Raw genomic sequence first — 25,670 nt, forward strand, 5'->3', positions numbered from 1 at the left:
ACGTTTGCCACAAAAGATGCTCGCGTCCACTGTAAAGTTCTCAACATACGGGCGACAACCCACCAGCCACAAACAAAACATTCATGACCAGCAAGCTCCGCTAGAAGAATCACCAACCGATGGCCGATCCCTCAGACACCCAACAGTGTGCTCCCAATACACCAACCGAACACCCCCACCAACCCTCCACACCCCACAAAAGGGCAGTACTAGCCGGCACGAACCGTATTGGCTTTCCTAGTCAAGCTTCCACACATAAACAGCCACCACCACTCACCGAACACTCGCCGGCAAACCAGTGGAAACATGAACCACACGAAACATCGCGGGCTATGAATGGCTCCTTAGAAAGGAGGTGATCCAGCCGCACCTTCCGGTACGGCTACCTTGTTACGACTTAGTCCTAATTACCAGTCCCACCTTCGACGATTCCCTCCCACAAGGGGTTAGGCCACCGGCTTCGGGTGTTACCGACTTTCATGACTTGACGGGCGGTGTGTACAAGCCCCGGGAACGTATTCACCGCAGCGTTGCTGATCTGCGATTACTAGCGACTCCGACTTCATGAGGTCGAGTTGCAGACCCCAATCCGAACTGAGACCGGCTTTTTCAGATTCGCTCACCCTTACAAGCTCGCAACTGTTTGTACCGGCCATTGTAGCATGCGTGAAGCCCTGGACATAAGGGGCATGATGACTTGACGTCATCCCCACCTTCCTCCGAGTTGACCCCGGCGGTCTCCAATGAGTCCCCGGCATAACCCGCTGGCAACATTGGACGAGGGTTGCGCTCGTTGCGGGACTTAACCCAACATCTCACGACACGAGCTGACGACAGCCATGCACCACCTGTATACCGACCTTACGGCACGCCCATCTCTGAACGCTTCCGGTATATGTCAAACCCAGGTAAGGTTCTTCGCGTTGCATCGAATTAATCCGCATGCTCCGCCGCTTGTGCGGGGCCCCGTCAATTCCTTTGAGTTTTAGCCTTGCGGCCGTACTCCCCAGGCGGGGTACTTAATGCGTTAGCTACGGCACAGAGAACGTGGAATGTCCCCCACACCTAGTACCCACCGTTTACAGCGTGGACTACCAGGGTATCTAAGCCTGTTTGCTCCCCACGCTTTCGCTTCTCAGCGTCAGGAAATGTCCAGAGAACCGCCTTCGCCACTGGTGTTCCTCCCGATATCTGCGCATTCCACCGCTCCACCGGGAATTCCATTCTCCCCTACATCCCTCAAGTCAGCCCGTATCGAAAGCAGGCTCAAAGTTAAGCCCTGAGTTTGCACTTTCGACGCAACCAACCACCTACAAGCTCTTTACGCCCAATAAATCCGGACAACGCTCGCACCCTACGTATCACCGCGGCTGCTGGCACGTAGTCAGCCGGTGCTTCTTCTACAGGTACCGTCACAAAAGCTTCGTCCCTGCTGAAAGCGGTTTACAACCCGAAGGCCGTCATCCCGCACGCGGCGTTGCTGCATCAGGCTTCCGCCCATTGTGCAATATTCCCCACTGCTGCCTCCCGTAGGAGTCTGGGCCGTATCTCAGTCCCAATGTGGCCGGTCGCCCTCTCAGGCCGGCTACCCGTCGACGCCTTGGTAGGCCATCACCCCACCAACAAGCTGATAGGACGCGAGCCCATCCCCCACCGCCAGAACTTTCCACACCCCACCATGCGGCAAGATGTGAATATCCGGTATTAGCAGCAGTTTCCCACTGTTATCCCAAAGTGAAGGGCAGGTTACTCACGCGTTACTCACCCGTTCGCCACTCGTGTACCCCCGAAGAGGCCTTACCGTTCGACTTGCATGTGTTAAGCACGCCGCCAGCGTTCGTCCTGAGCCAGGATCAAACTCTCCAATGAAAAACTGTAAAAACAATCCCCCAAGAGAATCCAAACACTGACAAAAAAACCAACCAACAACCCAAAAGGCCATCAGCCAGCAAAAATTTTCATCAAAGGAAACCCAAACCAAAACCAAAGTCCTGGCACGGGAAACACAAACAAACAAAAAACATTTGCTCATGCCATAAAATAAATGCATTGACTATAAAAGCACACTGTTGAGTTCTCAAAAATCGGACACCACAACCAAAACCCCCGGAAGAAAACCCCCCGAAAACCCCAGCCAGGCAACCCAGCAAACACTACCAAACCAAACAACCGAAGTCAAACCCGATCGCTGACCGTAATGTTTACCGATTCAATTCCGAAGCCCATCTCTGCGATTCCGAAAAATCACCAGAAACAACCTTCAAAAGGAATCATCTTTCATTTTCAATTTGCCGCTTTTACCGGTAATCCCGGTCGAGGCGACTTGATCTACTTTAACGATCTTCGCCGTGAGAATCAAATCGAGATCCGATCCCCACTCTGTTTCTCTTGAAAGCTCAGGGCGGGCCCAACTCGGACGCACACCCCTCTGCTCCGCAAGAACCAGAAAGCTGATCGCCAACCAGCACCTCAAAAACCTGACCGAGAGTAAAATCCCTAGTCAAAGACCTATATTTCAAGATCCTCTGTTTTTTCAGCCCCAGAAGGCTTCGCCTACATTACACACGCCTGACACGCTGCGCAAATCGAGAGTTGTCTCTCGTTGCCCCCGGCCCGTTCGCGATCTCGGCTGATCGCGCTGACCAGGGCTGCGGCAACGCCACCAGCTCGTGCGCAACCTGGCCAAGGCCGCCCGTAATGACGAAGGAAGCCCCGTAGCTGCGAAACGAACTCACAGCCACGGGGCCACACCTATCGGTATCTCGATAGAGACCGGCGATTACCCTCGGAAACTAGCCGAGGATCTTCACCGAGCCTACGGTGCGCTTGCCCCGGCGGAGCAGAGCCCATCGTCCACCCAGCAAATCGTCCTCACTCAAGCGAGCCTCGGCGTCCGTCACTTTCTGGTTGTTCACGTAGGCGCCGCCCTCGGCGATGGCCCTGCGTCCGGCCGACTTTGAGTTCACCACTCCACTGGCAGCGAGCGCGTCGGAGACTAGTGGCAATTGGCCATCGCGGCGAGTGATCTCGACCGCACCAAGTTCGGACATCACGGCGTTGACTGTCGATTCCGGGAGTGCGGTCAAGTCTCCGCGCCCGAATAGTGCCTTGCCTGCCAGCTCGGCGGCCTCACGTTCGGCTTTACCGTGCACCAGATCGGTGACGTCGTCGGCAAGGGCACGCTGGGCAGCACGCTTGTGCGGCGCCTCCTTTGTTTCGAGAGCCAGCTGTTCGATCTCATCATGGCTGCGCCAGGAGAAGATCTTCAGGTAGTCAATGACCTTGGCGTCCTCGGCGTTCAGCCAGAACTGGTGGAAGGCGAACGCGGAGGTGAGCTCGGGGTCGATCCAGACTGTGCCGGTCTCGGTCTTGCCGAATTTGGTGCCATCGGCCTTCGTCAGCAACGGGGTCACCAAGCCGTGCGCTGTGGCGCCTTCGGTACGGCGAATAAAGTCGATGCCGGCCGTGATGTTGCCCCATTGGTCCTGGGCACCGGTTTGCAGAGTCGCCCCGTACTTGCGGTACAGCTCCAGGTAGTCCAACGACTGCAGGAGAACGTAGGAGAACTCGGTAAAGCTGATGCCATCGTTCAGTCGCCTGGCCACCACATCGCGGGCGAGCATCCGATTCACCGAGAAATGCTTGCCGACGTCGCGCAAGAAGTCGAGCGCCGACATCTGGGACATCCAGTTGAAGTTGTTCTCAACGATCGCGGCGTTGCTGCCTTCGAAGCTGACGTATTTGCTCACTTGGCTGCGTAACCGTTCGGCCCATTCGGCCACGACATTGACCTGATTCATGACACGTTCGCCGGTCATTTTCGGGTCGCCGATCATGCCGGTTGCCCCGCCGACCAACAGGATCGGACGATGCCCTGCCTCTTGTAGGCGACGGGCCAGCAGTAACTGCATCAGGTGACCGATATGGAGGCTCGCGGCGGTTGGATCGAAGCCCACATAAGACGTGACCGGCCCTGCGTCCAGGTGGGACGCGAGAGCGTCCGCGTCGGTGGATTGGGCCACAAAGCCACGCCAATTCAGTTCATCAAGCAGTGCGTTCACGAGGGCCAGACTACCGGGCAACCACCCGACGCTCATCGCCGGTTTCACCCGCTCGCCCAAACTGAGTCCGCTGCTGTTGCAACGCGAGCGAACTCAGTTTGGATAGGCGTCTGTGAACGACTGCGAGCGTTTGGCTGGATCGTGGCTGAGGTTTGAAGAGACGCTCAGGCTCTGGGTTAGGCGCTGGCCCAGTCGTTCGCGGCGCTGGAGGCGGCGTCCAACTCGGTGATCTGCTCACGGACGCGATCGGGCGCGGTGCCACCACGGCCGTTGCGGGAGGCAACCGAGCCCTCAATGGTCAGCACGTCCAAGACGTCAGGGGTCAGCTCGGGAGCAATTGTCGGTAGTTGGTCGGGTGTGAGGTCGGCCAACTCGATACCGTTCGCCTCGCAGAACTTCACTGCGGAACCTGCCACATCGTGGGCCCTCGCAAAGGGCACGCCTTGACGCACCAGCCAGTCGGCCATGTCGGTGGCAAGAGAGAACCCTCGCGGAGCGGCCTGGGCCATCCGATCCGCATCGAAGGTCAGCGTTGCTACCAGGCCGGCCATTGCCGGCAGCAGGATCTTCAGCTGGTCGAAGGAGTCGAACAGCGGCTCTTTGTCTTCTTGCAAATCACGGTCATAAGCGAGCGGCAGACCCTTGCAGGTGGCCAGCAGACCGGCGAGGTTTCCGATGAAGCGTCCGGCCTTGCCCCGGGCAAGCTCGGCGATATCAGGATTCTTCTTCTGCGGCATGATGGACGACCCGGTCGACCACGCATCGTCCAGCTTTGCGAATCCGAACTCGGGAGTCACCCAGATGATGATGTCCTCCGACAGCGTCGACAGATCCACGCCGATCTGGGCCAACACGTAGCTGGTCTCGACGATCACATCGCGGGAGGCAGTTCCATCGATCGAGTTCGCCACCGACGAGGTGAAGCCGAGATCGGTCGCCACCTGCTCGGGATCCAGCCCGAGCGAGGTCCCGGCCAGTGCAGCCGAGCCGTAGGGGCTCACGGCAGCCCTCTTGTCGAGGTCGTGCAGACGCTGGATATCACGCAGCAGCGGCCACGCGTGAGCGAGCAATTGATGGGACAGCAGCACCGGCTGCGCGGTCTGCATGTGGGTGCGTCCGGGCATGATCGCACCCAGGTTTGCGTCCGCCTGATCACGCAGAGCCTTCACCACACGTAAGACGTCGAGGCTCAGCGAGCGGACTTCACGGCGTATCCAGCGCCGGATCAATGTCGCGATCTGATCGTTGCGGGAGCGGCCGGCGCGCAGGCGTCCGCCCAGTTCGGGACCGACCCGCTCGATCAACAGCCGTTCGAGCGCCCCGTGCACATCCTCGTCGGTGGGATCGGCGGTGACCAGCCCGGACTCGACGTCGGCCCGCAATTGCTGCAGGGCCTGCACCATCGCGTCGTGGTCGTCATCACTCAACAAACCTGCAGAACGCAACGCGCCGGCATGAGCGATCGAGCCGTCCAGATCGTCCAAGGCCAACCGCCAGTCGAATTGGGTCGAGACCGACAATGCGAACATCGCGTCAGCCGGGCCGCCGGCGAATCGCCCGCCCCACAAGAATCCTTCGGCGTGCTGTGCTGCTGGTTGATCAGGAGTTTGGTTCACGGTTTCATCATGGCGCACTTCGTAACTTCGGTGATAGTTGGGCGTCCAGGAGCTCACGAGGCTTCGCCGGACGCGAGGCCATCGAACCAACTCGCCAGGGCGAGGCCACCGGTGGCGTCGCGGGCGATCACCAGGATCGAGTCATCGCCTGCGATGGTGCCGAGGATGGCCTCATTCGAGACTCTGTCGATCACCGAGGCGAAGTATTGGGCGGCACCGGGCGGTGTCTTCAGCACGGTGAGGTTGGCCGAGCCCTGAGCGGAGATCAACATCTCGACACATATCCTGGCCAATCTGGCCTCGTATGCCGCGTGATCAGAGGAGATCTCGGCGGACGGCGGGGCATAGACCAACGCTCCCGCCGCGTTGCGTACCCGCACCGCGCCGACCTCGAGCAGGTCCTTGCTGAGAGTGCCCTGGCTCACCGAGATTCCGCTATCCGCGAGCAGTTCAGCGAGTTCTGCCTGCGAGCCAATCTCATGTTGTTGGATCAACTCGATGATGCGGGCCTGGCGGGCCACCCTACTGGACCCCCTGGGCTGCGCCTCCTCGGTCACTGGACTACCTTCCTGATGTCGGCGGGTGTAAGTGACTCTTTGATGCACCCGAGTGCTGCTAAGCCACCGCCCTGCTCGCTCAACACCATGGCGGTCCAGCATGAGGTATCGGTGGGTTCAGATGACTCATTGATGCACCCGGGCTTTGCCCAGGCCACTGCCCCGCTCGCTCCACACGATGGATGCCCAACATGAAATCTGCAGCGTCTCATGCTGCCGCCGCATTGCTGACAACGGTGCCGAGCACCTGCGCGAATTCCCCGATGATCTGGGGTGTGATGATCAACGGCGGCGCGAGCCGCAAGACACCGGGACGCGGAGCGTTGACGATCCAGCCGCAGTCGAGCATGCCCTGCGCAACCTGGGGCGCGATATCGGACGACAGCACGACGCCGCGCAACAGCCCGCGTCCACGCACTTCGGTGATCTGTGGCAGACCCAAGCCCATGACCGCATCGACCAGCTGATCGCCGAGGTCGACGGCCTTGGCCAAGAGACCCTCATGCACGATGGTGTTGAGCACGGCGAGCGCGGCCGCAGCAGTCACCGGGTTGCCCGCGAACGTGCTGCCATGGCTGCCCGGGGTAAACAGCTCACCGGCCGGGCCGATCGCGATGCAGGCAGCGATCGGCAGACCGTTGCCCAGGCCCTTGGCAACGGTGATGATGTCAGGGTCCAGGCCGTCAGCCACCGAGGTCAGCCATTCACCACAACGCCCGATGCCGGTTTGCACCTCGTCCACCCAGAGCAGGGCGTCCTGTTCGCTGGCCAGCTGGCGGAGCCCCGACAGGAAACCCTCCGGTGGGCAGACCACACCGTTCTCGCCCTGGATGGTCTCCACGATGACCGCCGCGGTGTCGGAATCGATGGCCGCCGCTGCCGCGTCCAGATCGCCATAGGGCACGAAGACGACCTCGCCAGGCAGCGGCTCGAAGGGTTCACGATAGGCAGCATGCGAGGTCAGCGCGAGAGCACCCATCGTCCGGCCGTGGAAAGAACCCTCCATCGCGACGATCTTCTTGCGTCCGGTGAGCCGGGTGATCTTGAAGGCGGCTTCGTTTGCCTCGGTGCCGGAGTTCGCGAAGTAGACGCGGGCCGCCTTGCCGATGAGCCCGCCGGTGGCGAGATCGGCCAGCCGTTCGCCTAGTTCGATCTGCGGTTCGGAGGCGAACAGGTTCGAGATGTGACCGAGCGTGCTCAGCTGCTTGGTGACCGCCTCGACGATGGCCGGATGCGCATGGCCGAGGCCGCCGACCGCGATGCCACTGAACATGTCGGTGTACTGGTTGCCATCGGCGTCTTGCAGATAGCACCCCGACCCCTGCACGAACACGGTCTTCAGTTTCCCGAAGTTGTGCATCATGGTGTGGTCGTAGCGTTTGATCCATTCGGTCTGGGTCGGCATCAGGCCTCCTTCGGGGCATCCGCGGCGCGAACCATGGTGCCGATTCCCTCGTCGGTAAAGATCTCCAGCAACAGCGAGTGCAGCACTCTGCCATCGATGATGGTGGCGCGGTCGACTCCCCCGTCCACCGCACGCAGGCAGGCCTCCATCTTGGGGCGCATGCCCGACTCCAGACTCGGCAGAAGCTGGTGGAGCTCCGCCGAATCGATCTCCTTGATGACGCTGTCCGAATTCGGCCAGTCGGCATAGAGCCCGCTGACGTCGGTCAGCATCACTAAGCGGTCGGCTCCGAGGGCGGTGGCGAGCGCCGCCGCGGCGGTGTCGGCGTTCACGTTATAGATCAGTCCTTCGGGACCCGGGGCCACGGTCGCGACGACGGGGACGCGTCCGGCTTCGATGAGGTCGACCACCGCATCCGGGTTCACCGAGGAGACGTCGCCCACTTGGCCGAGATCGATCTCCTCGCCGTCGAGCTGGATCAGCTTGGGCGCGGCGGTGAACAGGCCACCATCTTCGCCGGACAATCCGACCGCAAACGGCGCGTCCCGGTTGATCAGGTTCACCAGTTCACGGCCGACCTGGCCGACCAGCACCATTCGCACGACATCCATCGCTTCGGGAGTGGTGACCCGCAGCCCGCCGCGGAACTCGGACTGAATGTTGAGCCGTTTCAGCATGGACGAGATCTGCGGCCCACCACCGTGCACAACGACCGGTTTCACTCCGCATTGGCGCAAGAAGACGATGTCCTTGGCGAATGCCCCCTTGAGCTCGTCGTTGATCATCGCGTTGCCGCCGTATTTGATCACCATGATCTTTCCGGCGTAGTCCATCAGCCAGGGCAGCGCCTCGATCAGCACGCCTGCCTTGGCGATCAGGGTCGCTTCATCTCGTGTGGTTCTTTGAACGGCCATCAGGAGCTGTACTCCGCATTCTCTTTGACGTAGTCGTAGGTCAAATCGTTGGTCCAGATCGTCGCGGCGTGAGCTCCCGCGTGCAGATCGACGAGCACGTGGCATTGGCGTCCGGCAAGATCGACGAGTTCGCGGGGATCGCCCACTCCCCCGGCCCGGCAGACCTGGACGCCATTCATGGTGACGTCGAGTTGGTCTGGGTCAAATGCGGCTTTGGTGACGCCCACGGCAGACAGCACGCGTCCCCAGTTGGGGTCGTTGCCGAAGATGGCGCATTTGAACAGGTTGCTTCGCCCGATCTCGCGGGCTACTTCGAGGGCATCTTCTTCGGTGGCGGCGTTCACGACTTCGATCTCGATGTCATGCGAAGCGCCTTCTGCGTCGCCGATCAGTTGCCGGGCGAGATCCCAGCAGACCTTGGCGAGGTTGGCCGTGAACTCTCCGAGATCGGGGGCTACGCCGGAGGCACCGGACGCCATGGCGACAACCGTGTCATTGGTCGACATGCAGCCGTCGGAATCGATGCGGTCGAAGGTCAGCGAGGTGGCCTTCTCGAGACAGGCCTGCAAATCGGCATGGGCGATCTCGGCATCGGTGGTGATCGTGACCAGCATCGTCGCGAGCGCCGGGGCCAGCATTCCCGCACCCTTGGCCATACCGCCGATGGTGTAACCAGCGCCCTGAGCGAGCGCCTGCTTGGAGTGGGTATCGGTGGTCATGATCGCCTGGGCTGCGTCCGGTCCGCCTTCTTCGCTAAGCTCGTCGACCGCGGTCTTGACACCCGAAAGCAGGGCGTCCATCGGCAGCCGGACGCCGATCAGCCCGGTAGAACAGACGGCCACATCGGCTGGCTCGCACTCAACGGCCTCGGCCACGGCCTGTGCCGTGGCCACCGAATCCTGATATCCGGGTTTGCCGGTGCAGGCATTCGCGCCGCCCGAGTTCAGCACGACTGCGTGCAACACGCCGTCGGCGATGGCCTCGCGCGACCAGGCGACCGGAGCCGCGAAGACACGATTGGTGGTGAAAGCACCGGCCGCGTCGAAGCGCGGTCCCTGGTTGACGACCAGCGCGAGGTCGGGCTTGCCGGCCTGCTTGATGCCTGCCGCAATACCTGCGGCGACGAACCCTTGAGGAGTGGTGATGCTCACGGCGCGACTCCTATCGCCGACAGTCCGGTGGTCTCGGGCAGGCCGAGGGCGAGGTTCATCGATTGGATGGCGCCTCCCGCGGTGCCCTTGGTCAAGTTGTCGAGAACGCCGACGGCAACCAGCCGCCCGGCGGCTTCGTCCACGGTCACCTGAACCTGGAAGCCATTGCTGCCCAGCACCGACTTCGATAGCGGCCATTGCCCTTCGGGAAGCAGGCAGCAGAACGGCTCATTGGCATAACTATCGGCATAGGCGTCTCGCACCTCGGCAACACCATGTTCCGAGATCGGCGCCGTAACGACGGCGAGAATGCCGCGCGAAATTGGCGCCAGCATCGGGGTGAAGCTCACCGTCGGGTCGACGGCGCCCAGTAGGCCGAGATTTTGCAAGATCTCGGGTACGTGGCGGTGCATGCCGCCCACCCCATAGGCGCTCAGCGAGTTGAACAGTTCACTGCCGAGCAGATGGGGCTTGGCAGCCTTGCCCGCCCCCGACGTGCCGGACGCAGCAGCCACCGTGATGTCGCGTCCGGTGACCAGGCCGTGGGTGAGTGCGGGCAACAGTGACAACGTGACATTGGTCGGATAGCACCCGGGAACGGCGATTTTCTTCGTCGCCGCTAGTTTGGCGCGCTGTCCAGGCAGCTCCGGCAATCCATAAGGCCAGGTGCCGGCATGTTCGGTGCCGTAGAACTTCGTCCACTGCGCGGGGTCCGCCAGCCGGAAGTCTGCGCCGCAATCGATCACCACCGTGTCGTCGCCGAGCGCGGCGGCGATCGGCGCGGAGGCTCCATGTGGCAGGGCGAGGAAGACGATGTCGTGCCCTGCCAGGTTTTCCGGGGTGGTATCGAGGATCTCGCGGTCGGCCAGCTCGGGCAGATTGGGCAGATGGGCACCGAGCCTGCTGCCGGCATTGGAGTGAGCGGTGAGCGCGCCGATGGACAGTTCTGGATGCGAAGCGGCCAGGCGCACCACCTCGCCACCGGCATAGCCGGTGCATCCGGCGACCGCGATCGAATACGTCATGCGCATAACTATGCCGTGCAACTAATAGATATGCAAACAGCCGCGTCCATGCCGATACGAAGAACTCGCCTGTCGCGCGCAGTTTCTGTTTCTGCTGACGCTCGAGCCACGAAACGACACTCTGCGATGAACTTTCGGAGCATTCTGAGCCGCTTCGGAGGGATCAGCGAGCAGTGCCCAAGCCCCGGACTCGACCGCCCATCCACAACCGGAAGGCCACCACGCCTCGTCCGCGGCACTGTGACCCGATCTGTACATCGGATGGAATCTGGCGCCGAGAGGCATCCGTGCAGATCATCCGGCGCGTTGCGCACGAAGTGCACCCTACCAAGTAGAAATTGAGGCGCGCGTTAGACTCACAGGCTGTGAGGTTCGATGATCTGCAGGTGGCGACCCGCGCCGACGCTGAAGCGGTCGCTGAGCAGTTGAAGGGCGTCCACAAACTGGGCGTCGCCTACTCAGGTGGCGTCGATTCCGCGGTCTTGCTGGCGGTCGCGGTGCGTGCCCTCGGACGCGAACATGCCGTCGGTTTGCTTGCCGATTCCCCTTCGTTGGCTCGTCATGAGCTTCAGACGGCCCGCTCCGTAGCCGAACAGATGGGTGCCGACGTCGTCGAGTTCGCCACCCACGAGGGCGATCGCCGCGAGTATCAGGCCAACGGCGCCGACCGCTGCTTCTACTGCAAGGACGAACTGTTCACCGTTATCGAAGATCGTCTCGCCGATGATCTGGCCTTGGACGCGGTCGCCTACGGCGAGAACGCGGACGACGCCACGCGTGTCGATCGTCCGGGAGCCGAGGCCGCGACCAGGCACAGGGTGCTGCGTCCACTGGCCGGGGCGGGCATCACCAAATCCCGGGTGCGAGCATTGGCCCGCGATCTGGGGCTGTCGGTGGCCGACAAACCGGCGGCGCCGTGCCTGGCGTCCCGAATTCCGCACGGCGAAGCCGTCACCCCGGAGAAGCTGCGACAGATCGAAGATGCCGAGCAGGTGCTGCGCGACCTCGGGTTCTCTGATTCCCGGGTGCGTCACCATGGCACGATCGCCCGGATCGAGGTTCCGCTGCCGGAACTCGGACGATTCGGTGAGCCCGGAATCCACGAACAGGCCCTGCGGGGAATCCGCGCAGCCGGATTCAAATATGTGACGGTTGACCTTGCCGGGATGCAGTCGGGCGCCTTCACGATGCAGATCATCACCCATCCCAAGGAAGGGCGGGCAGTCGAGCTTGCTCAAACTGCCGAGGCCAACGCAGGGGTTGAAAGCGCGAAGCGCTAAACACCGGGACTGACATCGGCGCGGTCATGGCACGTCGGCCGATGCTGTGTCCGTCGTGTGGTGACATGGGTAGGTCTGATTGAGCACCGCCATCGAGTGGCGATTTCCGTTTCCCGCGCCGCCTGTCAGCGATGTTCACTGCCGACCGTGTGGGCTACGACGGTTGCTGACATGGCTATTCAGGAGTTCCGGTTATTCGCGCTATACCTTCGATGAGCATCCGCAGGCCCAGCTCGAAGCCTTCTTCGTCCAATGCCTCGGACGAGGCCTGCAACACACCGGCCGACAACAGATCTTGGCGGGTCTGTTCCTGCATGACGTGCGCGAGGATGAAGTGCACCATGGCGCGTGCGGCACGCTCGGCGTCCGGCGAAGACCACCCGGCGCGGCTCAGCAGGGCGATTGCGGCGGCGTCCGGGACACGTTCGCAAAGCCCGACCGCGAGACTGGCTGCGACGAGTTCGGCTGCGTCCCGATGTGAAAGCAGCACCTGCCGCAGATCACGAGCCCAATCCGCGAGCGATATCTGCCCGTCCACGCTTCGCTGATCGGACAAGATGGCATCGGAGACCGCCGCCAACAGGGTCTGCTTGTTGGCGATATGCCAGTAGATCGCTGCTGCCTGCACACCCAGGGCGTCAGCGATGCGGCGCATCGACAGGTCGGGGAGACCGTACTGGTCAAGAATCCCGAGAGCAGCGTCCACAATGCTTGCCTTCGTCACAGCCACCCTGCGACCCTATCCCGAATCGACATGCGTGCGCCTAGGCACGGTCTTTCCAGTGCCCATCTGCCGATTCAGCTTGCGATGGGTTCGAGTCGTTCGGCCGCATGCAGACGATCGGTCAAACCTGTCCGGATGCTCTCTCATGTGCTGTGAGTGAAACGATTGCCAGGGCATTTCCGCTATCGGGGATACTCTGCTCTAGACGCTGAGCCATCAGCCGGTGCCGCCAAGGGCGGTCCTAGCCGGTGGATCAAGGTTCAGGATCGCGCGCCGGTTGATGGCCGGTTGTGATCTCACGAATGAAAGGGCGGCAGATGCCGAAGTTCGAGCAGGCGAGCAGATTGCACGGCGTGCACTATGACGTGCGCGGAAAGAACATGGTTGAGGCGCAGCGCATGGAGGCAGAGGGCCAGCGCGTTCTGCACCTCAACATCGGCAATCTCGCAAGCTTCGGATTCGCACCGCCCGAAACCATGGTCCGCAGTATCGTCTCCCATATTCATGAATCCGACGGTTATGCCGATGCACGCGGCATCTATTCGGCACGTACCGCGGTCGCGAATTACTACCAAACCCGCGGTCTCGAGGTCGACGTACCTCAAGTTCTCATCGGCAATGGGGTCAGCGAGCTTATTTCTCTGCTGCTGCAGGCGATGACGAATATCGGTGATGAGATTCTCATCCCGGCGCCGGACTATCCGCTATGGACGGCGCAAACCATCCTGTCAGGCGGGCATGCCGTCCATTACGCATGCGACGAGTCGAATGGCTGGCAGCCTGATATCGACGACATAAAGTCGAAGATCACGGCCCGCACCAAGGCAATCGTCATCATCAATCCGAATAACCCGACCGGGGCCGTCTATTCACGGGAATGTTTGCAGCAGATTGTTGATATAGCTCGCGATCATGAATTGATTGTTCTGGCCGATGAAATCTACGAGAAGATCCTTTATTCGGGTGAGCACATCAATGTTGCTTCACTGACCGGTTCCGACGTCCTGTGTTTCACGTTTTCCGGGTTGTCGAAGGCCTATCGGGCTTGTGGTTGGCGGGCCGGCTGGCTGGCGTCCACCGGGCCCTTGGACGATGCCGAGGATCTTTTCGAGGGATTGCAGCTACTGGCCAATATGCGCATGTGTGCGAACGTGCCATCCCAGCACGCCATTCAAACCGCACTCGGCGGCTATCAGTCGATCGACGACATGGTGAAACCGGGCGGGCGTTTTCACGATCAGTTGCAGCTTGCGCACAAGTTGTTGAACGAGATTCCCGGCATCAGTTGCGAGCCGGCGCGCGGTGCGCTGTATTTGTTCCCACACCTGAACTCCGAGATGTATGACATCGACGACGACGAGGAGTGGGCGCTCGGGCTGCTGCAGCGCAAGAAGATCCTGATCAGCCACGGACGGGGCTTCAACTGGCCGCGGCCCGATCACTTCCGGCTCGTCGCACTGCCCGAGGAGTCCGTGCTGCGCGAGGCCATCGGACGCATCGCCGAGTACTGCGAGGAGACCCGCATCCCCGACTGAGCAGTACTGTTGTCGCTGTGCCACCGCGTTCGCCCCTGCCGCCCCGTCATGGTCTGCAGGCTGCCTGGGTCCGCACGCCTGACCGCGGCAAGGAATCACCCGACTGGGAAACGTTGTCAGACTTCCTGCTTTTCAAGATCGCGAAGCATGCCCCGACCGCGCAGATGCTGGCAGATGGCAGGTTCGTGCTGGATGACGGTACCCCGATCACCGGCCGTGAGCCTTATCGTCCGCACACGTTCATCTGGTTTCACCGGGATCGCCGTAACGAACCGGTGGTACCTTTCACGATCGAGTTGTTGTATGCCGATGAACGCATCGTAGTGGTCGACAAGCCGCATTTCCTGGCCACCATTCCCCGCGGCAATCACGTGCTGCAGTCAGTGGTCGTCCGGGTACGCAACGAATTGGGCTTTCCGGACGCATCGCCCGCGCACCGCCTCGACCGGCTGACCGCCGGAGTGTTGGTGCTGACCACCGAGAAGAAGTGGCGCGGCGCCTACCAAGAGGCGTTCCGGCATCGCCAGATTCACAAGCGCTACGAGGCGTTGGCTCCGATCTCTGATTCGCTGGAATTCCCCCAGGTCGTGCGCAATCACGTTGTCAAAGAGCGGGGCAATTTGCAGGCCGTCGTGTACCCGGACCGTGAGCCCAACTCCGAGACGCTGGTCGAATTGGCCGAACGCCGGGGCCATATCGGACGATACCGGCTCGCCCCTATCACCGGACGAACTCATCAGCTGCGGGTGCACCTGAACGCCTTGGGTATCCCCATAATGGGCGACCCGCTCTACCCCACGATCCAAGATGTCGACCTCGACGATTTCTCCACACCTTTGCAATTGGTAGCGCGCGAGCTGTCCTTCATCGATCCGGTGGACGGCACCAGGCGCCACTTCGCCAGCAAAATCCCGCTCGATTGGCCGACCAATGACTGAATTGACTGAACCGCAGCCCTGCCCGATCACAGTGCTGTTCGAGCGGCCCTGTATTCCCAACAACACCGGAGCGACCATGCGGTTGTCGGCGATCACCGGATGCGAATTCCGCGTAGCCGGACCGCTCGGCTTCGATCTGGACGACACCAAGCTGCGCCGGGCGGGCCTGGACTACCGCGATCGAGCCAGATTCCATGCTCACAAGAATCTGGAAGACGCCTACGCCGCATTACTCCCTGCCCGCGTGTTCGCCTTCTCCGCCCGGGCAAGGCAGCCCTTTACGAACGTGCGCTTTCGACCGGGAGACGTCCTGCTTTTCGGGCCCGAACCCACCGGTCTGGCTCCCGAGGTGCTGGAAGACTCTCGAATCACCGACATCCTGCAGTTACCGATGCTTCCAGGGTCGCGCTCCCTGAACCTAGCAAGTACCGCGGCGGTCGCGGTCTACGAAGTCTGGCGCCAGTTCGGGTATGGAATGCGGCAATCACCCCACACCGACGCAAATTTGTCATAGCTCGCCCTGACAAACTCAACAAATGAACTCCACAGCACTAGCTGCGCGGATCCCTTGATCAGGGTTTGAGACGCGGTCATCGGCGATGAATCGGCACCGCGCGGCTTTGCGTCGAGCCAGCTGACACATTCCCATAATGATGAGTTCCGGTACTGCGACGATGGAGTGGTTTTGTGTCAAACTATCTGATAGATCTTCGCAACGTGTTAAATTTGCCCGGAATTCTTAACATGAAATGCGGATCTGTCGAAGGAGCTGAGTGAGGTCAGGACGGACCGGGAAGTCCTCTTCGTCAACGAGGAGTTCCTGAGCGTGCTGGCACGCCCCGAGTGGTCTGTTCCCGCGGCACTCAACTGCTTCCACCGGGTGTGCGAGTCGGCTTCGGGCGACTACTCGACGATATCCACCCGGTTGATCGGATTGCCCGAGACGAATGCGCGGATGTTGTCGCCGATCATCGACACCAGACGCTGCCTGGTCTCCAGGCCACGCCAGCCTATGTGCGGCGTGACGATGACATTGTCCATGGCGTACAGGGGGCTCGCGTCGTCCAACGGCTCCACTTCTTGCACGTCCAGGCCGGCGCCGGCGATCACGCCATCGTTCAGCGCTTGGATCAAAGCAGCCTCGTCGATCAGCGCACCCCGTGCCGTATTGATCAGGTAGGCGGACGGCTTCATCATCGCCAGTGTCTCGGCGTTGATCATATGCCTCGTCGACTCATTCAGCGGACAGTTGAGTGAGACGAAATCGCTCTTCTCCAAGACCTCTTCGAGGGTGGTGAAGTGGATGCCATTCACGTCGTCCCGTGCGCTCCTGGTGTTGACCAGAATGTTCATGCTCATCGCTTGGGCCACGCGGATGATCTGTTTCGCGATGTTCCCGTATCCAACCACGCCGAGCGTCTTTGCATTGACCTCCACGTGATCGACCATCAGGTGTTTGCGAAAGTTGTCGTGGTTTCCCTGCTCGAGCATGCGGATCTGCTTCTGCAGCGAACTGGCCAGGCTCAGCATCAGCAGGATCGCGGTGTGCGCAACGCGATCACTGCTGTAGGCGGGGATGTTGCAGACCGCGATGCCCTTCTCGCGCGCTGCATCCAGGTCGATGTTGTTAAACCCGGTGCCGGCCTCGCAGATCATCCGCACGCTGTCGGGGAATCTGCGGATGATGTGGCCGGGAAGCTTCATCTCCTTCGTGACGACGATCGTGAAACCCTCGACCCGCTCCAGGATCTGGTCTTCCGAAGTCTCGTCGTAAACCATCACCTCCGAGCCGATCTGGTGGTAATCGACCCGTCCGTCATAATTCACGAGTCCGGCGTTCAGCACGACGGTTTTATCGTCCATGATCAGATGCCTCTCACAAGTACAGCTTCCATATCGCCCGGGCTCATCTTTGAAAGCTCCGGGTGTCAAAACGACTCTACGACACCCCGCTCTACCGGGCGACGGGACCAGCGCCCCGTCTGCGAACCAGCGGCGGACCGACATCTCGGCGACCTTGCGGATCAGATCGACGTGCTGGGCGGTGGACAACGCAATCCCGTGGCGATATGGCCGCCACTGCTCCGCGATCCGCAACCGACGGCGGACCCAGGACGACCGGCCATCACCGGTATTTCCTGGGCTCCGCCGCTGGTTAATTCCGCTTACCTATCAAGCCCGCTGGACGGCTCCGCAGATCTCGGCGGCCTTGGCAACGGCTGCCTCACGGGCGACCGCTGCCTCGGCTTCGGTGAGCGTCCGGTCGGGGGCGCGGAAGCCGAGCGCGAAGGCCAGCGACTTCTTGCCCTCGCCTGCCTGGGCTCCGGTATAGATATCGAAGAGCCTGATCGCCTCCAGCAACTCCCCTGCCCCATCAACCAGCGCCTGCTGCACATGCTCGGCGGGCATGTCGGCGTCCACGATCAACGCGACATCCTGCTTGGTCAGCGGGTAGGCCGACAGCTCGGCGATCTCGCCGCCGCGCGGGGCGGCCGCGATCATGGCGTCCAGATTCAGCTCGACGGCGCAGGCCCGTTCGGGCAACCCAAAGGCCTTCACCACTGACGGATGCAGCTCCCCCGCATATCCGACCACGACCGTCGAGCCATCGGTGGACGAGGCACTCAGTTCGGCACATCGTCCGGGATGCCACGGTGTGTGGGTGGCCGCCTTGCGAGTCAGCGTCAGTCCCAGGGCAGCGGCGGCGGTCTCTGCGAAATAGACGGCGTGCGTCCAATCGGCCTTCACCGCCGGATGCTGCCATCCGGCGGGCACCCAATTCCCGGTGAGCACGGCCGCGAGCATCCGTGGCTGATCGGGCAGATTGCCGGTGACCGCGGCGATCTCGTCGTCGGTCGGGCGATGCGAAACATCGGGTACCGGAGCAGCAGGCGTGCCGTTGTTCCAGAACACCGATCCGCACTCGAACAGCGCCAGGTCGTCCTGGGAACGCGAGGTGTTGCGCGCCACTGCGGCGAACAATCCCGGCAGCAGGGTCGTCCGCATGAACGGCTGGGTATCAGCCAGCGGATTGGCCAACCGGACGACGGCCCTGCGCTGATCATCGGCAACAAGGCCGAGTTTGTCCAGCTCCGCTGTGCTAATGAACGGCAGCGTGATCAATTCGGCGAACCCGGCATTGGCGACTGCCGACAGCACCGAGCGGCGGGAACGCTGCTCGAAGCTCAGCCCGTGGCCCGCCCGACCGGTCGGCACCACCGCGGTGATCAGGTCGAGGCCGAGCTTTCGTCCGACCTCTTCGACGTAGTCATAGGGGTCAACCAGATCCGGACGCCAGGTCGGCGGAACCAGTTCGAGCAAGCCAGCGGCCGGTTCGGTGACCTGAATCTCGGAGGCCCTCAATACCTTGATGACCTGTTCGGCCGTAATCGAGGCACCAAGAATTTTGCCGGGCAGCCCCGCATCGATCTGCTGGACCGGCATCGGCACCACGGCACCGGTCAAGGTGTAATCGGCCACCAGAGTTCCACCGCCGAGTTCGACCATCAGCTTGGCTGCCTGACGTGCCGCCGCGAGCGGCAACGCCGGATCGACCCCACGCGCGAACCGGGCGGATGCCTCGGAGGGCAAGTGATGGCGGCGGAAGGTTCGTCCGATGGGACCGGGCGCGAAGTGCGCCGCCTCCAGGACGATATTGCTGGTCGCCTCATTCAGTTCGGTGGTTTGGCCACCCATCACACCGGCCAGCCCGATCGGTCCGGAGTCATCGGTGATCAACAGGTCATCGGACGACAAGGTGCGATCGACATCGTCCAGGGTGACCAGGTGCTCGCCCTCGCGGGCCTGACGGACCACGATCGGGCCGGCCAGCTGATCGGCGTCGTAGGCGTGCAGCGGTTGCCCGGATTCGAGCATCACGTAGTTGGTGATGTCGACGGCCAGGCTGATCGAACGCATACCGGCAGCAGCAAGCCGGTGCGACATCCACAGCGGAACCGGCGCATTCGGATCGACACCGGTCACGCTCAGTGCGGCGAACAGTGTGCAGTTCGGCGACTCCAGCTTGATCGGGTAGCCACCGGCGGTCTCGGCGGAATCGGCGGGCGGGTAGGGATCGGTGAAGTCCAGCTCCAAGGCCTGGGCGGTCTCGCGAGCCATGCCGCGCATGCTCAGGCAGTGCGCGGAGTCGGGGGTGACGTCGATCTCGAAGACCTCGTCGCGGGCCTGCAGCAGGTCCATGGCATCGGCACCGAGGGTGAGCGGCTTGCCGTCGATTTCGGCGGGCAGCACCAGGATGCCAGTGTGATCCTCGCCGATGCCCAGTTCGTCCACGGCGCAGATCATGCCGTCGGATTTGTGGCCGTAGGTTTTGCGCGCGGAGATCTCGAATCCGCCGGGCAGCACCGCGCCTGGCAGCGACACCACGACGTTGTCACCTGGCTCGAAATTGTGGGCACCACAGACGATGCCGCGAGGCTCGGCCTCGCCCACGTCGACCTGGCACCAGCGGATGATCTTGCCGTTCTTCTGCGGCTCATCGACGAATTCGAGGACGCGGCCGACCACGACCGGGCCGCTGACATCGGCGCCGGTGGCCTCGATGCGTTCGACCTGCAGACCTGCCCTGGTCAAGGCGTCGGCGATCTGCTGGGTGCTGATCTCGGCCGGAACCGTGACGAGTTCACGCAGCCATGACAACGGAACCCTCATCGGGCACCTCCTTGCAGAGAACGGGGGAAGCGGATGTCACCCTCGACGAAGTCGCGCAGGTCGGCGGCGTTGTTGCGGAACATCACGGTGCGGTCGACGCCCATGCCGAACGCGAATCCCGAGTACACGTCCGTGTCGATGCCGGCGGCGGCAAGCACGCGCGGGTTGACCACGCCGCAGCCGCCCCATTCGATCCAGCCCTCCGACTTGCAGGTGCGACAAGGCCGGTCGGGGTTGCCGACCGAGGCGCCGTGGCAGACGAAGCATTCGAGGTCCATCTCGGCGCTCGGCTCGGTGAACGGGAAGTAGTGCGGACGAAGCCTGGTGCGCACATCGCCGAACATCGCCTGTGCGAGGTGATCGAGGGTGCCCTTCAGGTGGCCCATGGTGATGCCCTGGTCGACCACCAGGCCTTCGAGCTGATGGAAGACCGGCAGGTGGGTGGCGTCGTATTCGTCGGCGCGGTAGACCTTGCCGGGGCTGACGATGTAGACCGGCAGGTCGCGGCTCAGCAGGGTGCGCATCTGCACCGGGCTGGTCTGGGTGCGCAGCAACTTGTGGTCGCTGATCGGCTCGGCGAACAAGGTGTCGGAGGTGCCGCGGGCCGGATGGTCGGGACCGATGTTGAGGGAGTCGAAGTTCAGCCATTCGGATTCGAGTTCGGGGCCTTCGGCGACCTCCCAGCCCATCGAGGTGAACACGTCGCACATGTCGTTGATCAGCGCGGTGATCGGGTGCAGTGCTCCTTGCGGGTGCATCTCGACCGGAAGGGTGACATCGATCCGTTCGGCGAGCAGGGCCTGCTCGAGTTCGGCCTCGTTGAGTTCTTTCTGGCGGGCCGCCAGCGCGGCATTCACCTTGCCACGGGCCTGCCCGACGATCTGGCCGGCATATTTGCGCTGGCCTGGTTCGAGTTTGCCGATCGCCCGGTTGGCAAGGGCCAACGGTGATTTGTCGGCGGCATGATCGATACGCACCTGCTTGATTTCGGCGGTGCTGGTTGCGGCGGTGATCGCCTGCAGCGCGGCATCGACCAGGCTCATCACATGGTCGACGTCGAGCGGATTCGGCTCGGCGTCAACGGGCTGTGAGGTAGTCATGGGCTCCCCTCGTATTTATGTTAAGGACGCGCAGATCTGCTCGCACATGCCGTGCGCGCGGATGCGCCATCATCAGTTCATGGGGCCTGCTTCGCGTGACAAGATGCGAGGCGGCGGTGGTCGGTGGTTGAGCTGCAGGCCTAGACCTGCGCAATAAAGGGGATGGCTCCGGGCCCGGCCGTGCGCACAACAGCTCCGAACGGAGGTCGGATGGACGGGCACGGTCGTCGCGAGGGTATTTCAGATTCCGGGGTGACCACAGCAGACCACTGCCTGTCCGCGCGATCTCTAAGCATGGGGTCATGATATCGCATGGTGCTGGGCGACCGCGCTCGCGTACAGGCAGACGGCGGCCGCGGTGGAAAGATTGAGGCTTTCTGCGGCGCCCCACATCGGAATGGAGACGACCTCATCAACCAATTCGATGACATCGTCGGGCAGTCCCCACGCTTCGTTGCCCATCACCCAGGCGGTCGGACGCGCAAGTTTCGCGTCCGGTAGCTCGTCGAGAGCCGTGCCGCCGGCATCCGCGGCGAAAACCTGCATACCCTGGTCATGGGCCCAATCGACCGCTTCTGCGATGCTCAAACCACTGATCACCGGAAGGTGGAAGATGCTGCCGACCGAAGCCCGCACGGTCTTCGGATTGGTACGTTCCACCGAGCCTTTGGTCAAGACGACGCCATCGGCGCCGAAGGCGTCCGCGCATCTGATGACAGTGCCGGCATTGCCCGGATCACGGACCTGAGCGCAGATGACCACCAGCCGAGCAGTCCATGGGATATCGGCCAGCCGGACAGGAACGTCCCGCACGATGGCGAAAATGCCCTGGCTGGTCACGGTGTCGGCGAGCTGGCGAATCTCGTCGGGGCCGGCCCCGACGACAGGGACGTCGTCCACATAGCCCAACAGGTCGGTATGCCGATCGGGGTCGTCGACGATCAGCAGCCTGACTTCGTCCGGGCCGAGCAGCGCCTCACGGACGGCCTGCGCGCCTTCGATGAGGAACTCGCCGGCGGCCAGCCGTCCCTTGCGTTGATGCAGTCGACGGGCCGCACGTAGCTCGGCCTTCGATATCGGCGCGAGCAGGTGCGGCCCGTCGTTGATGTCAGTCACTACCTCAGGCGGCAGGCTGGGCGGTCTGGGCAACCTTCACCAGAGAGGCGAAAGCAGCCGAGTCGCTGACGGCCAGCTCGGCGAGCATCTTGCGATCGACCTCGACACCGGCATTCTTCAAACCCGCGATGAAGCGGTTGTAGGTCATGCCGTTCTCGCGGCAGGCGGCGTTGATCCGCTGGATCCACAGGCTGCGGAAGTCGCCCTTCTTGGCGCGACGGTCGCGGAATGCGTAGACGCCCGAGTGCAGGGTCTGCTCTTTGGCCTTGCGGTACAGGCGGGACCGCTGCCCGCGGTAGCCGGAGGCCCGCTCGAGTACCTCGCGACGCTTCTTTTGTGCGTTGACTGCGCGCTTGACGCGTGCCATTTCGTGCTCCTTGAAAAGTGGTTCGGGTAGGGAACGGCGTCAGCCGCGCTTGGACTTCGGCTTGTAGCCACCGATCAGCTTGCGGACCTTCTTGGCGTCACCGGGCTCGAGGACACCGTCCACATTGAGCCGGCGGGTGCGCTTCGACGGCTTGTGCTCGTTCAAGTGGCCCTTGCCCGCGCGCTTGTGCGTCAGCTTGCCGCTTCCGGTTACCTTGAACCGCTTCTTGGCACCGGAGTGCGTCTTCATCTTCGGCATTGGTGCCGCTCCATTCTCTCGATCATCCCGATGCGGAATGCCGCACCGGGGCAGGATCTGTTGCCAGATCCTTTGGCTAACATCCGGATCCGCAGGCCTGCTCACCAACGTGAGCACGACGGCCTGGGGCCCTGAGTGCTAAAGAACGACGTCGGGGTCCATGTTGTCTGAGGGCCCCTTCTTCTTCTTTGGTTGGCTCGTTGCCTTTGCGCGCAGCTCGGCCTCGACGCGCTTGTTCTCTTCGGCGGCCTCCTGGCGTTCGGCCATCCGCTTTTCACGCTGGACGGCCTCTTGAGCCCTGGCTTCACTCTTCTTGCGGGTGGGTGCGAGAACCATGTGCATGTTGCGGCCCTCAAGCCGGGGAGCCTGCTCCACGACGCCGTCCTCAGCGACATCCTCCGCGAGCTGCTTGAGCAGATTCACGCCGAGTTCGGGACGCGACTGTTCGCGTCCGCGGAACATGATGGTGATCTTCACCTTGTCGCCGCCCTTGAGGAAGCGCACGACGTGGCCCTTCTTGGTCTCGTAATCGTGCTCATCGATCTTGGGACGCAGCTTCATCTCTTTGATGACGGTGTTGGCCTGATTACGGCGCGATTCGCGCGCCTTCTGGGCGTTCTCGTACTTGAACTTGCCGTAGTCCATGAGCTTCGCAACCGGCGGGCGAGCCGTCGGCGCGACTTCAACGAGGTCCAGATCGTGCTCGCGGGCAAGCTGCAGTGCTTGCTCGATACGCACGATGCCAACTTGTTCGCCCTGCGGGCCGACCAGGCGCACCTCCGGCACCCTGATCCGCTCATTGATACGAGTTTCGTTGCTGATGACTGTCCTCCAATGTCGTTAGTCCGGCTGACCGGCTTGTTCCAGCCCGGTGAATGACCCGATCAAGGGCCACCGACCCAATGAAAAAGGTCTCCGCGAATGCGAAGACCTGACAGCAAGTGATCTTGCGGCATCCGGACGCCTCCGCGCCCCAGCCACATCACCCGGACATGCCGTCCGGGGTATCACTTTCAATACCGACCCGAGGCCATCGAGATACGGCCACAGGTGGAGGGTCAGGCCCTCACTTCGTTGGATCCGGCCAAGTAGGCCGATCAGCGCAAGGAACTATAGCCCAGACAGGTCATTTTCCCAAACCAGTACTCGGTTGACGCAGACCAAGAGCCCTCGGCCCGGCCGCACCCGGGCTCCCTGATGCAGCCGTACCACTCGGTCTGTTCCCGGGCACGGTGCACCGCACCCGGGAACCACCAGAGCGCGTCTACGCTGTGACTATGAGCGACACAACGATCATCGTGCTGATCACTGTTCTGCTGGGGCTGGTCGCAGCGGGATGGGCAGTGCTGAAGTGGAATTCGCTGCATAGCCCCCGCCATCTGATGCGCGCCACCGGAGCGATCTTGTTGATCGTGGGCGCCGCTCTCGTCGGCCTCACCGGGCAGGTCGTCACCTGGATCCGTCACTTGAGCGAGTTGAGCGGCCTCACCTGGGCGGGGCTGATCGTGGCCGTGCTCGGTCTCGTCGCGTTCTTCATCGGCGGAGCGATGAAGGCGCCGACCAAGGAGGAGGCCCGGCTGCGTGAGCTGGAACGCGCCACCAAACAACGCGACGAAGATGCGAAGACTGCTGCCCGCGCCGATCAAAAGGCTGATAAGGAAACCAAACGCCTGGACTAGCTCAAGTCGAGCGCCGCGCTAGAGCCGGCAGGCGGACAACTCGCTCACCAGGATGCCGCGAGCCCCCAGGTCGTGCAGGTTGTCCATCAACAACTGGTGGCCCTTGGCGGGCACCATGACCCGCACCGCCACCCAGCCCTGCTTGGCCAGGGGTGAGATCGTGGGGCTTTCCAGTCCGGGAGTCAGGGCCATCGCCTGCTCGACGACGTCCTCGGCGATGTCGTAGTCCATCAGCACATAGTCGCGGGCGACGATGACGCCCGAGAGCCGCTGCAGCAGGTGGTCGAGAGCAACCGGGTCGATCTCGGCCCGCTCGCCGGGCCGCTGCACCAAGATGCCTTCGCTGAGCAGGATCGGGTCGCCGAAAAGTTCCAAACCTGCCTTGCGCAAGGTGGTTCCGGTTTCCACCACGTCGGCGATCGCATCGGCCACGCCGAGCCTGATGGACGATTCGACGGCGCCGTCCAGATGGATCAGCCGTGCCGTGATGCCATGTTCGTCGAGGTAGCTCCCCAACAGTCCCGGATAGCTGGTCGCGATGCGCGTGCCGTTCAGCTTCTGGAGCGTCCAGCCTTCGCCTGCCGGTGCCGCGAACCGGAACTTCGACGATCCGAAGCCCAGCGCCATGATCTCTTCGGCGGGAGCAGCGGAGTCGAGCAGCATGTCGCGTCCGGTGATGCCCAGATCCAACGTGCCCTCCCCCACATAGACGGCAATATCGCGGGGACGCAAGTAATAGAACTCGACACCATTGATGTCGTCGACCAGCACAAGATCCTTGCTGTCGCTTCGCTGGCGGTAACCGGCTTTGCTCAACATGGCCGCGGCGGCCTCGGACAAGGCACCCTTGTTGGGCACCGCGACTCTCAGCATTTCTGACACGTCAATTCCTTTTTTCACATTCGGGTGGCGCCGCTTCGATACCACCGCGGGTCCGCGGTCCGAAATCGTCGCGCAGCGCCGCTCAATGGGCTCGATGGGCGTCCGGGTTCCCGGCTACAGATAGCGGTAGATGTCTTCGGGCGTCAGACCGAGCTTCACCATCATGGTCTGCACGTGGTAGATGAGCTGACTCATCTCTTCCGCGGTCTCTTCGAGACTCTGGTACTCGGACGCCATCCACACCTCGGAGGCCTCCTCGACGATCTTCTTTCCGATCGCATGGACGCCTGCGTCCAGCCGTTCGACGGTGCCCGAACCCTCGGGACGAGTCTGGGCGATCTCGGTCAGTTGCGCGTACAGCTCTTCGAAAGTCTTGCTCACGACCGCTAAG

General features: G+C 62.3%; 23 protein-coding genes and 1 rRNA gene. 5 read left to right on the forward strand and 19 right to left on the reverse strand.

Going from position 1 to position 25,670, the window contains the following annotated elements:
* Positions 1–348 precede the first annotated feature (348 nt).
* From QQ658_RS08030 to argC, 9 genes are all read right to left on the reverse strand, one after another.
* Positions 349–1,869, reverse strand: a 16S ribosomal RNA gene (locus tag QQ658_RS08030).
* A 391-nt stretch (positions 1,870–2,260) separates the two neighbouring features.
* The gene (locus QQ658_RS08035) at positions 2,261–2,461 is read right to left on the reverse strand and encodes a hypothetical protein (RefSeq protein WP_286024354.1); all 201 of its coding nucleotides are present in this window, start codon (positions 2,459–2,461) and stop codon (positions 2,261–2,263) included.
* A 331-nt stretch (positions 2,462–2,792) separates the two neighbouring features.
* Positions 2,793–4,061 (reverse strand): tyrosine--tRNA ligase, encoded by a 1,269-nt coding sequence (gene tyrS / locus QQ658_RS08040; protein ID WP_286024355.1) that lies wholly within the window; start codon positions 4,059–4,061, stop codon positions 2,793–2,795.
* Positions 4,062–4,237: 176 nt separating this feature from the next.
* A complete protein-coding gene (gene argH / locus QQ658_RS08045; RefSeq protein ID WP_502928955.1) occupies positions 4,238–5,590 on the reverse strand; it encodes an argininosuccinate lyase in 1,353 nt (450 codons plus the stop codon).
* 140 nt (positions 5,591–5,730) lie between these two features.
* On the reverse strand, positions 5,731–6,234 hold the full coding sequence (locus QQ658_RS08050; protein ID WP_286024357.1) for an arginine repressor: 504 nt from the start codon (positions 6,232–6,234) through the stop codon (positions 5,731–5,733).
* Between the two features lie 208 nt (positions 6,235–6,442).
* The gene (locus QQ658_RS08055) at positions 6,443–7,639 is read right to left on the reverse strand and encodes an acetylornithine transaminase (protein ID WP_286024358.1); all 1,197 of its coding nucleotides are present in this window, start codon (positions 7,637–7,639) and stop codon (positions 6,443–6,445) included.
* Positions 7,639–8,553: an acetylglutamate kinase gene (argB, locus tag QQ658_RS08060; RefSeq protein WP_286024359.1), complete on the reverse strand. Its 915-nt coding sequence runs from the start codon at positions 8,551–8,553 to the stop codon at positions 7,639–7,641. The genes QQ658_RS08055 and argB overlap by 1 nt, the downstream gene beginning before the upstream one ends.
* A complete protein-coding gene (gene argJ, locus QQ658_RS08065) occupies positions 8,553–9,704 on the reverse strand; it encodes a bifunctional glutamate N-acetyltransferase/amino-acid acetyltransferase ArgJ (protein WP_286024360.1) in 1,152 nt (383 codons plus the stop codon). Before argJ ends, argB begins: the two co-directional genes overlap by 1 nt.
* Positions 9,701–10,729 carry an N-acetyl-gamma-glutamyl-phosphate reductase gene (gene argC / locus QQ658_RS08070; RefSeq protein WP_286024361.1) on the reverse strand — a complete coding sequence of 343 codons (1,029 nt, stop codon included), beginning with the start codon at positions 10,727–10,729 and terminating at the stop codon, positions 9,701–9,703. Before argC ends, argJ begins: the two co-directional genes overlap by 4 nt.
* A gap of 365 nt (positions 10,730–11,094) precedes the next feature.
* Here argC and larE point away from each other — a divergent pair, with 365 nt between their 5' ends.
* Entirely contained in the window at positions 11,095–12,009 is a 915-nt protein-coding gene (gene larE / locus QQ658_RS08075) for an ATP-dependent sacrificial sulfur transferase LarE (RefSeq protein ID WP_286024362.1), read from the forward strand.
* A gap of 175 nt (positions 12,010–12,184) precedes the next feature.
* Here the strand turns inward: larE and QQ658_RS08080 are convergent, their stop codons facing one another.
* Complete coding sequence (locus QQ658_RS08080; protein WP_286024363.1) at positions 12,185–12,739, reverse strand: TetR family transcriptional regulator; 555 nt, start codon at positions 12,737–12,739, stop codon at positions 12,185–12,187.
* A gap of 296 nt (positions 12,740–13,035) precedes the next feature.
* Here QQ658_RS08080 and QQ658_RS08085 point away from each other — a divergent pair, with 296 nt between their 5' ends.
* From QQ658_RS08085 to QQ658_RS08095, 3 genes are read left to right on the forward strand one after another with little or no spacing between them, the layout of a single operon-like run.
* Positions 13,036–14,268 carry a pyridoxal phosphate-dependent aminotransferase gene (locus tag QQ658_RS08085; RefSeq protein WP_286024364.1) on the forward strand — a complete coding sequence of 411 codons (1,233 nt, stop codon included), beginning with the start codon at positions 13,036–13,038 and terminating at the stop codon, positions 14,266–14,268.
* Positions 14,269–14,285: 17 nt separating this feature from the next.
* On the forward strand, positions 14,286–15,206 hold the full coding sequence (locus tag QQ658_RS08090; protein WP_286024365.1) for a pseudouridine synthase: 921 nt from the start codon (positions 14,286–14,288) through the stop codon (positions 15,204–15,206).
* Positions 15,199–15,720 carry a tRNA (cytidine(34)-2'-O)-methyltransferase gene (locus QQ658_RS08095; RefSeq protein ID WP_286024366.1) on the forward strand — a complete coding sequence of 174 codons (522 nt, stop codon included), beginning with the start codon at positions 15,199–15,201 and terminating at the stop codon, positions 15,718–15,720. Before QQ658_RS08090 ends, QQ658_RS08095 begins: the two co-directional genes overlap by 8 nt.
* Before the next feature lie 389 nt (positions 15,721–16,109).
* Here the strand turns inward: QQ658_RS08095 and QQ658_RS08100 are convergent, their stop codons facing one another.
* The 7 genes from QQ658_RS08100 to infC form a co-directional block, all read right to left on the reverse strand.
* Entirely contained in the window at positions 16,110–17,069 is a 960-nt protein-coding gene (locus QQ658_RS08100) for a 2-hydroxyacid dehydrogenase (protein ID WP_286024367.1), read from the reverse strand.
* Positions 17,070–17,378: 309 nt separating this feature from the next.
* Positions 17,379–19,877 (reverse strand): phenylalanine--tRNA ligase subunit beta, encoded by a 2,499-nt coding sequence (gene pheT / locus QQ658_RS08105; protein ID WP_286024368.1) that lies wholly within the window; start codon positions 19,875–19,877, stop codon positions 17,379–17,381.
* Entirely contained in the window at positions 19,874–20,977 is a 1,104-nt protein-coding gene (gene pheS / locus QQ658_RS08110; protein WP_286024369.1) for a phenylalanine--tRNA ligase subunit alpha, read from the reverse strand. Before pheS ends, pheT begins: the two co-directional genes overlap by 4 nt.
* 300 nt (positions 20,978–21,277) lie before the next feature.
* The gene (locus QQ658_RS08115) at positions 21,278–22,093 is read right to left on the reverse strand and encodes a TrmH family RNA methyltransferase (RefSeq protein ID WP_286024370.1); all 816 of its coding nucleotides are present in this window, start codon (positions 22,091–22,093) and stop codon (positions 21,278–21,280) included.
* A 4-nt stretch (positions 22,094–22,097) separates the two neighbouring features.
* The gene (gene rplT / locus QQ658_RS08120; RefSeq protein WP_286024371.1) at positions 22,098–22,460 is read right to left on the reverse strand and encodes a 50S ribosomal protein L20; all 363 of its coding nucleotides are present in this window, start codon (positions 22,458–22,460) and stop codon (positions 22,098–22,100) included.
* A 39-nt stretch (positions 22,461–22,499) separates the two neighbouring features.
* Positions 22,500–22,718: a 50S ribosomal protein L35 gene (gene rpmI / locus QQ658_RS08125; protein ID WP_286024372.1), complete on the reverse strand. Its 219-nt coding sequence runs from the start codon at positions 22,716–22,718 to the stop codon at positions 22,500–22,502.
* Positions 22,719–22,856: 138 nt separating this feature from the next.
* Positions 22,857–23,504 carry a translation initiation factor IF-3 gene (gene infC, locus QQ658_RS08130; protein ID WP_286024373.1) on the reverse strand — a complete coding sequence of 216 codons (648 nt, stop codon included), beginning with the start codon at positions 23,502–23,504 and terminating at the stop codon, positions 22,857–22,859.
* 491 nt (positions 23,505–23,995) lie between these two features.
* On the opposite strand from infC, the gene QQ658_RS08135 reads away from it, so the two are divergent.
* Positions 23,996–24,397, forward strand: coding sequence for a hypothetical protein (locus QQ658_RS08135; RefSeq protein WP_286024374.1), 402 nt, complete (start codon positions 23,996–23,998; stop codon positions 24,395–24,397).
* 18 nt (positions 24,398–24,415) lie between these two features.
* Here QQ658_RS08135 and hisG read toward each other — a convergent pair whose 3' ends face one another.
* Complete coding sequence (gene hisG / locus QQ658_RS08140; RefSeq protein WP_286024375.1) at positions 24,416–25,279, reverse strand: ATP phosphoribosyltransferase; 864 nt, start codon at positions 25,277–25,279, stop codon at positions 24,416–24,418.
* A 114-nt stretch (positions 25,280–25,393) separates the two neighbouring features.
* On the reverse strand, positions 25,394–25,660 hold the full coding sequence (locus tag QQ658_RS08145; RefSeq protein ID WP_286024376.1) for a phosphoribosyl-ATP diphosphatase: 267 nt from the start codon (positions 25,658–25,660) through the stop codon (positions 25,394–25,396).
* Positions 25,661–25,670: the final 10 nt, after the last annotated feature.

It is taken from the genome of Propionimicrobium sp. PCR01-08-3 (assembly GCF_030286045.1).
GTDB lineage: Bacteria > Actinomycetota > Actinomycetes > Propionibacteriales > Propionibacteriaceae > Brooklawnia.